The 12,434-nt window shown below is 69.8% G+C and carries 10 protein-coding genes and 1 pseudogene; 3 read left to right on the top strand and 8 right to left on the bottom strand.

Annotation, left to right across the window (positions count from 1 at the left end; translation table 11 throughout):
- Positions 1–160 precede the first annotated feature (160 nt).
- The 8 genes and pseudogenes from clpB to ACFFRH_RS05440 all read right to left on the bottom strand — a co-directional run bounded on the left by clpB (position 161) and on the right by ACFFRH_RS05440 (position 8,658).
- On the bottom strand, positions 161–2,743 hold the full coding sequence (gene clpB / locus ACFFRH_RS05475; RefSeq protein WP_386154675.1) for an ATP-dependent chaperone ClpB: 2,583 nt from the start codon (positions 2,741–2,743) through the stop codon (positions 161–163).
- Positions 2,744–2,974: 231 nt separating this feature from the next.
- Positions 2,975–3,227 (bottom strand): annotated as a pseudogene (locus tag ACFFRH_RS05470) (heat shock protein transcriptional repressor HspR); the annotation flags it as partial.
- Positions 3,228–3,229: 2 nt separating this feature from the next.
- Complete coding sequence (gene dnaJ / locus ACFFRH_RS05465; RefSeq protein ID WP_386154672.1) at positions 3,230–4,432, bottom strand: molecular chaperone DnaJ; 1,203 nt, start codon at positions 4,430–4,432, stop codon at positions 3,230–3,232.
- Positions 4,433–4,466: 34 nt separating this feature from the next.
- On the bottom strand, positions 4,467–5,081 hold the full coding sequence (grpE, locus tag ACFFRH_RS05460) for a nucleotide exchange factor GrpE (protein ID WP_386154669.1): 615 nt from the start codon (positions 5,079–5,081) through the stop codon (positions 4,467–4,469).
- Positions 5,082–5,109: 28 nt separating this feature from the next.
- A complete protein-coding gene (gene dnaK / locus ACFFRH_RS05455; RefSeq protein ID WP_386154666.1) occupies positions 5,110–6,987 on the bottom strand; it encodes a molecular chaperone DnaK in 1,878 nt (625 codons plus the stop codon).
- A 504-nt stretch (positions 6,988–7,491) separates the two neighbouring features.
- Positions 7,492–7,980: a hypothetical protein gene (locus tag ACFFRH_RS05450; protein ID WP_386154663.1), complete on the bottom strand. Its 489-nt coding sequence runs from the start codon at positions 7,978–7,980 to the stop codon at positions 7,492–7,494.
- A gap of 37 nt (positions 7,981–8,017) precedes the next feature.
- Positions 8,018–8,428 (bottom strand): PIN domain nuclease, encoded by a 411-nt coding sequence (locus ACFFRH_RS05445; protein ID WP_386154660.1) that lies wholly within the window; start codon positions 8,426–8,428, stop codon positions 8,018–8,020.
- Entirely contained in the window at positions 8,425–8,658 is a 234-nt protein-coding gene (locus ACFFRH_RS05440; protein WP_386154658.1) for a type II toxin-antitoxin system VapB family antitoxin, read from the bottom strand. Before ACFFRH_RS05440 ends, ACFFRH_RS05445 begins: the two co-directional genes overlap by 4 nt.
- A 128-nt stretch (positions 8,659–8,786) precedes the next feature.
- On the opposite strand from ACFFRH_RS05440, the gene proC reads away from it, so the two are divergent.
- From proC to ACFFRH_RS05425, 3 genes are all read left to right on the top strand, one after another.
- Positions 8,787–9,581, top strand: a complete 795-nt coding sequence (gene proC / locus ACFFRH_RS05435; protein WP_386154656.1) for a pyrroline-5-carboxylate reductase — start codon at positions 8,787–8,789, stop codon at positions 9,579–9,581.
- 119 nt (positions 9,582–9,700) lie between these two features.
- Positions 9,701–10,942 carry an MFS transporter gene (locus ACFFRH_RS05430; protein WP_386154653.1) on the top strand — a complete coding sequence of 414 codons (1,242 nt, stop codon included), beginning with the start codon at positions 9,701–9,703 and terminating at the stop codon, positions 10,940–10,942.
- A gap of 272 nt (positions 10,943–11,214) precedes the next feature.
- Positions 11,215–12,378, top strand: coding sequence for an acetoin utilization protein AcuC (locus ACFFRH_RS05425; RefSeq protein ID WP_344747355.1), 1,164 nt, complete (start codon positions 11,215–11,217; stop codon positions 12,376–12,378).
- Positions 12,379–12,434: the final 56 nt, after the last annotated feature.

Here is a 12,434-nt window from a genome sequence, read left to right as displayed (position 1 = left end):
GCATCCCCCTGTTGCGTTCGGTAATCCGATGAAAACCGAACGTAACAGGGGGGTCCCGCAGAGGGGCGGGCTTAGCGCAATGGTGGTCAAGCCATTACCGGCCCCGCCTGCCCGAGGTCAGGCCGTTACCGGGCCTTACCGGGCCCCGCCCGGCCCGCTGTCAGGTCCTTACCGGGCCGATCACCAGGGAGTCGCTCGCCTCGTCGAGGTCGACCAGCACCTCGTCGCCGTCCTGGACCTCGCCGGAGAGGACCTCCTTGGCCAGCTTGTCGCCGATGGCCGACTGGACGAGGCGGCGGAGTGGGCGCGCGCCGTACAGCGGGTCGTAGCCCGTCAGCGCCAGCCAGTCGCGCGCCGCCGGGGTCACGGTCAGCGTGAGCCGCCGGTCCGCCAGGCGCCTGGCCAGGTGGACGACCTGCAGGTCCACGATCCTGGACAGCTCCTCGGTGCCGAGCGCGTCGAACTGGATGACGTCGTCGAGCCGGTTCAGGAACTCCGGCTTGAACGCGTTCCTGACCGCGGCCATCACGGCGGTCCGCTGGGCCTCCTTCGCCATGCCCGGGTCCACCAGGAACTGCGAGCCGATGTTGGAGGTGAGGATCAGGATCACGTTGCGGAAGTCGACCGTCCGGCCCTGTCCGTCGGTGAGCCGCCCGTCGTCGAGCACCTGGAGCAGGATGTCGAAGACCTCGGGGTGGGCCTTCTCGACCTCGTCCAGCAGCACCACGCCGTAGGGCCTGCGCCGCACGGCCTCGGTGAGCTGGCCGCCCTCCTCGTAGCCGATGTAGCCGGGAGGTGCGCCCACCAGGCGCGCGACGCTGTGCTTCTCGCCGTACTCGCTCATGTCGATGCGGACCATCGCCCGCTCGTCGTCGAACAGGAAGTCCGCGAGCGCCTTGGCCAGCTCCGTCTTGCCAACGCCCGTCGGGCCGAGGAAGAGGAAGCTGCCGGTCGGCCGGTCCGGGTCGGAGATGCCCGCCCGCGCCCGCCGTACGGCGTCGGAGACCGCCTCGACCGCCTGACGCTGGCCGATCAGCCGCCTGCCGAGCTCCTCCTCCATACGCAGCAGCTTGCTGGTCTCGCCCTCCAGCAGCCGGCCCGCGGGGATGCCGGTCCACGAGGAGATCACCTGGGCGATGTCGTCGGAGCCGACCTCCTCCTTGACCATGGCGTCCTCGGGCTGGGCGGCCTTGCTGGCCTCGGCGAGCTCGGCCTCCAGCTTGGGCACCTCGGCGTACATCAGCCGCGAGGCGGCCTCGAAGTCGCCGTCGCGCTGCGCGCGCTCGGCGGCGCCGCGCACCTCGTCGATCTGCTTCTTCAGGTCGCCGACCCGGTTGAGCCCGGCCTTCTCCCGCTCCCAGCGGCCGACCAGGGCGTTGAGGTCCTCCTGGCGGTCGGCGAGCTCCTTGCGGAGCCGCTCCAGCCGCTGCAGGCTGCCCTCGTCGGTCTCCTTGGCGAGCGCCAGCTCCTCCATCTTCATCCGGTCGACGTTCCGCTGGAGCTGGTCGATCTCCACCGGCCGGGAGTCGATCTCCATGCGGAGCCGGGAGGCCGCCTCGTCGACGAGGTCGATCGCCTTGTCGGGCAGGAAGCGGGAGGTGATGTAGCGGTCGGAGAGCGCGGCGGCGGCGACGAGCGCGCCGTCGGAGATCTGGACCTGGTGGTGCGCCTCGTAGCGGCCCTTGAGGCCGCGCAGGATGGCGATGGTGTCCTCGACGGTGGGCTCGCCCACGTACACCTGCTGGAACCGCCGCTCCAGCGCCGGGTCCTTCTCGATGCGCTCGCGGTACTCGTCCAGCGTGGTCGCGCCGATCATCCGCAGCTCGCCGCGGGCCAGCATGGGCTTGAGCATGTTGCCCGCGTCCATCGAGCCCTCGGCGGCACCCGCGCCGACCATGGTGTGCAGCTCGTCGATGAAGGTGACGACCTGGCCGTCACTCTCCTTGATCTCCCCGAGCACCGCCTTGAGGCGCTCCTCGAACTCGCCGCGGAACTTGGCGCCGGCGACCATCGCGCTGAGGTCGAGCGCGATCAGGCGCTTGTCGCGCAGGCTGGAGGGGACGTCGCCCGCGACGATCCGCTGGGCCAGCCCCTCGACCACCGCGGTCTTGCCGACGCCGGGCTCGCCGATGAGCACCGGGTTGTTCTTGGTACGGCGGCTGAGCACCTGGATGACGCGCCGGATCTCCGAGTCGCGGCCGATCACCGGGTCGAGCTTGCCCGCCCTGGCCCGCTCGGTCAGGTCGATCCCGTACTTCTCCAGCGCCTGGTAGGTGTCCTCCGGCGTCTCGCTGGTCACCCTGGCGTGCCCGCGCACCTTCTCGAAGGCGTCGAGCAGCGCGTTCGGGCTCGCGCCGTTCGCCTTGAGCAGCGCGGCGACGGGACCGCCGTCGGTGGCGAGACCGACCAGCAGGTGCTCGGTCGAGACGTAGTCGTCCTCAAGCCCGCGGGCCCGCTGGGCCGCGGTGTTCATCACGGTGAGGAGCTGCCGGGAGCTCGACGGGGCGCTGACCGTGGAACCCTGCGCCTTGGGCAGGGCCGCGAGCTGCTTCTCCGCCTCGACGCGCAACTGCTTCCAGTCGGCCCCCACCGCTTCGAGCAGGGGTACGGCGGTGCCGCCGGTCTGGGCGAGCAGCGCGGTGAACAGATGGGCCGGGGCGACCTCGGGATTACCCTCGGCGGCCGCCCGCCTGATGGCGGAGGAGACCGCCGCCTGGCTCTTCTGGGTGAGCTTGTAGTCCATGCTTGTCAGGCCTCACTCGAAAGTGCTGTGTCAGATGGCGACGCCGGCCCGGCGGGGTCCTCACGGGTCGGCCGTGACACCGGCGCGTTCTCACGGGCCGGTCACGGACGTGTCCTTGAAGGCGTGGGACGGAGTCTCAGGCGGGGGGCAGCTGGTACTGGATGAGCGCGCGGATCATGTTCATCTCCGCGCGCAGGCGGTGGTTCTCGTCACGCAGGCGCAGCGCCTCCGTCTCGAGGACCAGGATTCGCTTGATGCCCGCGAGGTTGATGCCCTCCTCCTGGGAGAGCCGCTGGACCTCGCGGAGCATCACGATGTCGCGGGTGGAGTACAGGCGTCCACGACCGGCCGTCCGGCCCGGACTGACCAGGCCGAGACGGTCGTACTGGCGCAGGGTCTGCGGGTGCAGGCCCGACAGCTGGGCGGCCACTGAGATCACGTAGACGGGTGTGTCGTCCGACAGATCGAAGTAGTTGGCTTCCACGGCTACTCGCTCCTGGCCTGTTCGATCAGGTCCGCCCGCGGGTCACCACCCATGGTGGCGTCGCGGAACTCCTCAAGGGCGCCCCTCGCCTTGTCCTCCAGCTGCTGCGGCACCAGGACCTCGATCGTGGCGAGCAGGTCGCCCTTGGTGCCGTCCTTGCGGGCCACGCCCCTGCCGCGCACCCGGAAGGTGCGGCCGTTCGGGGTGCCCTCGGGGATGCGCAGCGTGACCGGCAGCCCCTTCAGGATCGGCACCTTGATCTCGGCGCCCAGCGCGGCCTCGGTGAAGGTCACCGGGACGGTGACCGTCAGGTTCTCCCCCGTCCTGCCGAACACGGGGTGCGGCTTGACGTGGATCAGGACGTAGAGGTCACCGGCGGGACCGCCGTTCTCGCCGGGCGCACCCTTGGCCTTGAGCTTGATGCGCTGGTTGTCGCCGACCCCCGCCGGGATGCGGGCCTGGATCGTGCGGGTGCTCTTGCCCCGCCCGCTCCCGTCGCACACCGGGCACGGGTCGTCCACCAGCAGGCCGCGGCCCTTGCAGTCGCGGCACGGCTCGGAGAAGGCGAAGTTGCCGAGGTTACGGCTGGCCGCCCCGGTGCCCTCGCAGGTCGGGCAGACCCGCGGGGTCGTTCCGGCCTTGGCGCCGGTGCCTCCGCATCCGGTGCACGCGGAGGAACTGGTCAGGCGGAGCGACACCGTGGTGCCCTCCACCGCCTGGGAGAAGGAGAGCGTGACCTCGGACTCGATGTCCTGGCCGCGCCGCGCCCTCGTCGTCGCCCCCCCGGGGCGGCTCGCGCCGCCCCGGTTGAAGAGCCCGCCGAAGATGTCGCCGATGCGCTCTCCGGCGCCGCTCTGCTGCTGTTGCTGGCCGGTCCCCCCGAACAGGTCTCCCAGGTCGAACGGGAAGCCACCCCCGCGCTGGGCGCCACCCGCCCCCGGGAAGCCGCCGACGCCCGAGCCGAACAGCGCCCGCGCCTCGTCGTACTCCTTGCGGCGCTTGGTGTCGGAGAGGATGTCGTACGCCTCCGAGACCTCCTTGAACTTGGCGGTGCTCTCGGAGGTCGCCGAGCTTCCTGGGTTGGCGTCCGGGTGATACCGCCTGGCCAGCTTCCGGTACGCCTTCTTGATCTCATCGGCCGTAGCGGTCTTCGGCACACCAAGGACGGCGTAGTAGTCCTTCTCCAGGTAGTCCTTGGTGCTCATCTACGTTCCTTCTCAGAGATCAGATGTGGGGGTGTCAGTTGTCGTCCGCGGCGGGCTCTTCTGGCTCCGCGACCGCGACGCGCGCGGGGCGGAGCACTCGCTCGCCGATCCGGTAACCGGGCTGCAGGATCTCCACGCAGGTCGGCTCCGTGACGTCGGGGGAGTAGCTGTGCATCAGAGCCTCGTGCACCGTCGGATCGAACGGCTCGCCCTTGGCACCGAACGTGCTCAGCCCCAGTTTCCCGGTGGCCGTCTCCAGTGATTCGCTCACCTTGGCGAAGCCGCCGGTCAGCTCCCCGTGGTCACGGGCCCGGCCGATGTCGTCGAGGACCGGCAGCAGCTCGGCCAGCACGCCGGCCACCGCCTGCTCCTTGACCGCGACCCGGTCCCGCTCGACCCGCTTGCGGTAGTTGGAATACTCGGCCTGGAGGCGCTGCAGGTCCGCGGTGCGCTCGGCGAGCTGGGTGGCCAGCTCGATCGAGGCCAGGTCGGCAGCGAGGGAGGACGACCTGTCGGCCGCCTGCTCCTTGTCGTTCTGGCCCGTGGTCTCGGCCGGGCCCGTCTCGCGTACCTGCCCTGTCTCCGGGTCTATCTTCCGGTTGTCGCGGATCACCGGCTCCTCCTCGGAACCGTTCTCGCGCGTGCTCACGCTGGTGCTCCCCTCGGCTTTCCGCCCGTCACTTGGCGCCGCTGTCGCGCTTCGGCTCGTCGTCCACGATCTCGGCCTCGACCACGTCGTCGTCGGCCTTCTGCCCGCCGCCGGTGGTGGCGTCCGCGTCGGGAGCGCCGGCCGGGGTCTCCGACCCCTGCGCCTGGGCGTAGATGGCGGATCCCATCTTCTGGCTGACCGTGGCGAGCTTCTCCGCGGAGGCGCGGATCACGGACGAGTCGGTGCCCTCCAGAGCCTTCTTGAGCTCGCTGACGGCCTCGTTGACCTCGTTCTTGATGTCGTCGGGGACCTTCTCGGCGTTCTCGCCGAGGAACTTCTCGGTCTGGTAGACGAGCGAGTCGGCGTTGTTGCGCGTCTCGGCCTCTTCGCGGCGGTTCTTGTCCTCCTCGGCGTAGGACTCGGCCTCGCGCATCATGCGCTCGATGTCGTCCTTCGGCAGCGCGGAGCCGCCGGTGATCGTCATCGTCTGCTCCTTGCCGGTGCCGAGGTCCTTGGCGGAGACGTTGACGATGCCGTTGGCGTCGATGTCGAAGGTGACCTCGATCTGCGGGATGCCGCGCGGCGCCGGGGCGATACCGGTCAGCTCGAAGGTGGCCAGCTTCTTGTTGTACGCGGCGATCTCGCGCTCGCCCTGGTAGACCTGGATCTGCACCGACGGCTGGTTGTCCTCGGCCGTGGTGAAGACCTCGGAGCGCTTGGTCGGGATCGTGGTGTTGCGCTCGATGATCTTGGTGAAGATCCCGCCCTTGGTCTCGATGCCCAGGCTCAGCGGGGTCACGTCGAGCAGCAGGACGTCCTTGACCTCGCCCTTGAGCACGCCGGCCTGGAGGGCGGCGCCGATGGCCACGACCTCGTCCGGGTTGACGCCCTTGTTGGGCTCCTGGCCCGCGGTCAGCTCCTTGACGAGCTCGGCCACGGCGGGCATGCGGGTCGAGCCGCCGACGAGCACCACGTGGGCGATGTCGGAGACCTTGATCCCGGCGTCCTTGACGACCTGGTTGAACGGGCCCTTGCAGCGCTCGAGGAGGTCGGCGGTGATCCGCTGGAACTCGGCGCGGGTGAGCTTCTCCTCCAGGTGGAGGGGGCCCTCGGCCGAGGCGGTGATGTAGGGGAGGTTGATGGAGGTCTCCGACTGGCTGGAGAGCTCGATCTTGGCCTTCTCCGCGGCCTCGCGCAGGCGCTGCAGCGCCATCTTGTCCTTGGTCAGGTCGACGCCGTGCGCGTTCTTGAACCGGTTGGCCAGCTCGTCCACGACGCGCTGGTCCCAGTCGTCGCCACCGAGGTGGTTGTCGCCGCTGGTGGCCTTGACCTCGACGAAGCCGTGGCCGTCCTCCTGGCCGACGTCGAGCAGGGACACGTCGAAGGTGCCGCCGCCGAGGTCGAAGACGAGGATGGTCTCGTCCTTCTCCTTGTCGAGGCCGTACGCCAGCGCGGCGGCGGTGGGCTCGTTGATGATGCGCAGCACGTTCAGGCCGGCGATGGTGCCGGCCTCCTGGGTGGCCTGGCGCTGGGCGTCGTTGAAGTAGGCGGGAACGGTGATCACCGCGTCGGTGATCTTCTCGCCCAGGTAGGCTTCGGCGTCCTGCTTCAGCTTCTGCAGCACGAAGGCGCTGATCTGCTGCGGGTTGGACTTCTTGCCGTCGATCTCGACGGACCAGTTGGTGCCCATCTCGCGCTTGACCGAGCGAATCGTCCGGTCGACGTTGGTGACGGCCTGCCGCTTGGCGACCTCACCGACGAGGACCTCGCCGTTCTTCGCGAACGCGACCACGGACGGCGTGGTCCGCGAACCCTGAGCGTTGGCGATGACGGTGGGCTCACCGCCCTCAAGAATCGAGACGACGGAGTTGGTCGTCCCCAGGTCGATACCTACCGCACGTGCCATGAGTACGTCCTTGTAGTCAAAGTTGAGTCGATGAGACTCATAGTGGAACCTCGTGTGACGTTTGTCAAACGACTTGAGTCTACTGGGCTCAACCCTCGGACGCGCTGCGGCATTCCTGGTTTCCCGAGAAACGTTGTGAGGTCCGTCATCGGTGTCCGTCATCCCTCTGACGAGGGAACACGCGGGATCGTTCCCCGGAGGTGAGCGGGGCCGCCCGGTCACCGTCCACGGGGGCGTGCGACGCCTCGCCCGGCTTGGGGACGAGTTCCGAGGGCCGTTCCTGAACGGCTTTCGGGAACGGGGCTGAACGGCTTTCGGGAACGGGGCTCCGGAGCGGGCGGGGCGTCTCGGCCGCCCGCCGGGGGCGTACCCCGGAGGACGGTCACCGCCCGTCGAGGGCGTACTCGTACTCCGGCTCCCGCCCCGGCGCGGCCTTCTCCCGCGGTCTGTCGCCGCGGTCTTCTCCCGCCTTCTCCCGGGTTTCCCTCGTGTCGGGGTGCCGCGTCAGCGGGCGCCGTCGACGACCTTGCGGGCGCCGAGGGGCTTCTTGAGCTTGACGGTCGTCACCTTCTGGATGGCGATCTCGATGCAGGCGACGTTCTGGGCCTTGCTGCTCGGGCCCTCCCAGAGGGTGACGGTCACCCGCTTGGAGGTCTCGCGCACGGTGACCCGGTCGAGTACGTTGCACGGCTCGACCCCGGACCACCAGGTGATCCGCAGGCTCCGGCCGTCCTTCGACGGCTTGGCCTTCAGCCACCTGACCTTGCGGGGGTTCTCGGTGTGGCCCTCGGGTTTCGTCGGTTTGGGGGCGCCGCTCGTGGGCTCCTCCCGGGGGGCCACGCCGTGGCTCGCCGGCGCGGAGGGGGCGCCGGGGACGGTGGTGGCCTGGCTCGCGGGTCGTGTGGGAGAGACGGCGGTGACCGTGGCGCTGGGGTCGGTGCCGCAGCCCAGCGCCAGCAGGAGGCTTCCGGCCAGGAAAGAGGTCGCGATCATACGCATACCCCTAAGACGGATCGGGCTCCGGAGAGGTTCAGAAGACTCTGACATCGCGCTGCCGGACCTCGGTCATGACCGCCGACACAGTGACGAAGTCCTGATCGACGTGCAAAACGGTCAACCCGTGGTGTACGGCGGTCGCGCACAACGGCAGGTCGATCGGCCCGGCGGAACGGTGCCGGCCCTTCTGGGTGAGCTTGTACTGCGCGTTCTCCACCCAACGCCAGGCGGACTTGGGTACGGCCGCCAAGCGGCAGAGGGCATTGAGCTCCGCTTCCAGTTCGTCGCGGTGAGCCGGGCCGGTCGCGGAGTGCAGGAACTCGGTTCGCGTGGGCTCGCAGATGCTCAGCGCTCCAGAGGCGATCCGGTCGGCCCACGCCTCCTGCGTTTCCGGGGTGCGGAAGAGATGCCACAGGGCGGATGTGTCCGCCAGGTAGGAGATCACGAGAAGGTGTCGTCCCGGGCCTGCTTCGCCGACTGACGCGCCTTCGCCGCGTCGTCGAACTCTCCTCGGGCCGCTCGGGCGGAGAGGGCCTCCAGTGCCTCGATGCGCCTGACGCGCGTCACGTATTCCCGCAGGGCGGCGTTCACCGTGTCCTTCTTCGTGGTGGTGCCCAGCATCCGCATCGCCTCGGCGAGAGCTTCATCGTCGAGGTCGATTTGAGTAACGCTCATTCACCCCTCCTATGTTGGTGTCATATGTATGTGGCATACATCGCCAACAGCGTCACGAGGGAGGATTCCCCCGGTGGCGGGGCCGATAGGCTGCGGGGAGTTCCGATCCACGATTTCGAGGTGCTCACATGATCGCGATTCTTGGCACCGGCAAGATGGGTGAGGCCCTGCTGTCCGGGCTGCTCAGGGCCGGGTTCAAGCCGGGTGACGTGATCGCGACGGCGCGGCGTGCCGAGCGGGGCCGGGCCCTCGCGGAGCGGTACGGCGTGCGGGTGGCCTCCAACGCCGAGGCGGCCAAGGACGCCGACACGATCATCCTCGCGGTCAAGCCGCAGGACATGGGGGCCCTGCTCGCCGAGATCGCGGGGCACATCCCGGCCGACCGCCTGGTCGTCTCGGCGGCGGCGGGCATCACGACCTCGTTCGTCGAGTCGCGGCTCGGTGCCGAGGTCCCGGTGGTCCGGGTCATGTCCAACACGCCGGTGCTGGTCGACGAGGCGATGAGCGTGATCTCCGCGGGCGCGCACGCCTCCGAGGAGCACCTCAAGCGGGCCGAGGACCTGTTCAGCCCGGTCGGCAAGGTGCTGCGCATCCCCGAGTCGCAGCAGGACGCGGCCACGGCCCTGTCGGGCAGCGGTCCCGCCTACTTCTTCTACCTGGTCGAGGCCATGGTCGACGCCGGCATCCTGCTGGGCATGCCCCGCGCGGCAGCCCTCGACATGGTCACCCAGTCGATCGTCGGGGCGGCGATCATGCTCCGCGACTCGGGGGAGCACCCGGTGATCCTCCGCGAGGCGGTCACCTCGCCGGGCGGCACCACCATCGCGGCCATCGCCGAGCTGGAGCGGCACAGCGTCCGCGCCGCCTTCCTGGCCGCCATCGAGGCCGCCAGGGACCGGGGACGCCAGCTCGCCGAGGGCTGAGGCGAGGGCCGAGCCGGCCGGGGCGAGGGCTGAGCTGGAGGCTTAGCCCACCCCTCTATTAGGAAACTTTCCTACATACGGCATCATTTCCCGCGGGACTCCGGGGGAAAGAGGCGATCGTGGGGCAGGCCGTATCGGCGGATGAGCAGGGCGAACAGACCGAACCCGCTGTCTGGACGCGGAGCTTCCTGCTCTTCTTCACCGCCAGGTCCGTCTCCATGCTCGGGGCCGCGATGGTCCCGTTCGCGACGGCGGTGGGCGTGGGCGGGCTCGGCTACGGCTCCACGGGCGTGGGGCTGGCGCTGGCCGCGTGGATGGCGCCCTTCGCGGTGCTCATCCTGTTCGGCGGGGTCTTCGCCGACAGGTTCACGCCGCGCCGCATGATGATCGGCGCCGACACGGTCAGGGTGCTGAGCCAGGGGACCGCCGCGGCGCTGTTCGTCTTCGGCAGGCCGGACCTCTGGCAGATCCTCGTCATCTCCGCGATCAACGGTGTCGCCGCCGCGATGTACCAGCCGGGCGTCTCCAGCACGGTCCCGCGCGTGGCGCGGGACGTGCAGAGGGCCAACGCCACCCTGCGCGTCTCCGAGTCGATCATGCTGCTGGCCGGTCCCGGCGTCGCGGGCGCCATCGTCGGCTTCTCCGGGGTCGGCGTCGTCTTCGCGATCGACGCCGCGGGGTTCACCGTCAGCGCGGTGTGCCTGCTCCTCCTGCGCCTGCCGGTGGTCGCGGGGCCGGTCGCCGAGCGGTCGATGTGGCGCAACCTGCTCGAGGGCTGGCAGGAGTTCCGGTCCAGGACCTGGATGTGGTCGGTGATCCTGGTCTGGGCGGTCTTCGGGGTCACCCTGTTCGGCCCGATGATCCCGCTGGGCTCGGTACTGGTCAGCGAGCGGCTCGGCGAGACCGCCTATGGCCTGGTCATGTCCGCCTCCGGCGCGGGCACCATCGTCGGCGGCCTGGTCGCGATGCGGGTCCGCCCGGGACGGCCGCTGATGGCCGGCGCGATCGGCCTGTTCGGCTTCGCCCTGGAGCCGCTCTCCATCGCCGTGGCGTCGCCGCCCGCGGTCCTCATGGCCGCGCACGTGATCGGCGGCGCCGGATGGGCGTTCTGGTCGGTCATGTGGGCCACGAGCATCCAGACCCAGGTCCCGGCGGAGGCGCTCAACCGGGTCACGGCGTACGAGGTCGCCGGCTCGACCCTGTTCATCCCGATCGGGCAGGTGCTCGCCGGTCCGGTGGCCGGGGCGGTGGGCGCGCCGCAGCTGCTCACCGGTTCCTCGATCGTGGCGGTCGCCGGGTGTGCCGCCCTCCTGCTGGTCCCCGCCGTCAGGGGACTGCGCAGAGTCTCCTCCTCCGCCTGATCCGCCTGATCTGTTTGACCTCCCCGGCGGGGGTACGGCCATTCCAGGGACGTCCGGGACTCCAGAAGGGGGCCGGAGAAGAGTGCCGGAGCCTCTGCGCAGCTAAACATGCCTGTTAATAGCAATAAATCGGGATATTTCACTTAGATGAAAACGGGTTCGTTCTCCGAGGCGGTCGCGTAAACGCCATTCCGTACACGTGCGGTAACGTCGAGCCGGGAGCAGGAAGATCGGCCGTGACGCGCGGCGTCGCGACCAGACAGGGAGTGCGCATGAGCCGGTCCGTGCGGGTTGTCTGGGACGATGCGCTCACCTCGTACGACTTCGGCCCCGGTCACCCTCTCGCGCCCGTGCGGGTCGAGCTGACCATGGCGCTGGCCAGGGAGCTCGGCGTGCTGGACCAGGTGGAGATGGGCGGTTGCGCGCCCGCCACCGACGACGAGCTGGCGCTCGTCCACGAGCGCGACTACATCGAGGCCGTCAAACGGGTCTCCGCCACCGGACGGGCCGAGGTGGCCTACGGGATCGGCACCACGGACAACCCCGCCTTCCCCGGGGTCCACGAGGCGTCCGCGCTGATCACCGGCGCCAGCCTGGCCGCGGCTCGCGCGGTGTGGAGCGGAGAGGCCGAGCACGCGGTCAACGTCGCGGGCGGCCTGCACCACGCGATGGCCGCCAGGGCGAGCGGGTTCTGCATCTACAACGACCCGGGCGCGGCGATCGCGTGGCTGCTGGCCCAGGGCGCGTCCAAGATCGCCTACGTGGACGTGGACGTGCACCACGGTGACGGCGTGCAGGCGCTCTTCTACAACGACCCCAGGGTTCTCACCATCAGCCTGCACGAGAGCCCCCGCACCCTCTTCCCCGGCACCGGATTCCCCGAGGAGCGCGGCGCGGAGGGCACCGCGGTGAATGTGGCCCTGCCCGCCGGATGTGGCGACAGCGGCTGGCTCAGGGCCTTCCACGCGGTGGTCCCGCCGCTGCTGCGGGAGTTCGCCCCCGACGTCATGGTCACCCAGCACGGCTGCGACAGCCACGCCCTCGATCCGCTGGCCAACCTCATGCTCAGCCTGGACGGCCAGCGGACCGCGTACGCGGCCCTGCACCGGCTGGCCCACGAGACCGCGGGCGGGCGGTGGGTCGTGACCGGCGGCGGGGGGTACGAGCTGGTGCAGGTCGTCCCCCGGGCGTGGACCCACCTGATCGCGGAGGTGGCGGGCCACCCTCTCGATCCCGGGACCGCCACTCCCGAAGCGTGGCGTACGTTCGTCAAGGAACGGACCAACCAGACGGCGCCGCTGACGATGACCGATGGTCGGGATCCGGAATTTCGCGATTTCTCCGCTGGTTATGACCCAGCAGACCCGATCGACCGGGCCATCATGGCGACGAGGAATGCCGTCTTCCCCTTCCACGGGCTCGACCCCCTCCCGTGACACCCGGTCCGCCGGTGAACCGGACTGAGGAACGAAGCGACCCACGAGGGTGCGCC

Source organism: Streptosporangium vulgare (assembly GCF_042428775.1).
Taxonomy (GTDB): Bacteria; Actinomycetota; Actinomycetes; order Streptosporangiales; family Streptosporangiaceae; genus Streptosporangium; species Streptosporangium vulgare.
The sequence above is the reverse complement of the archived record's forward strand: the minus strand, read 5'-3'. Positions and strand labels throughout refer to the sequence as shown.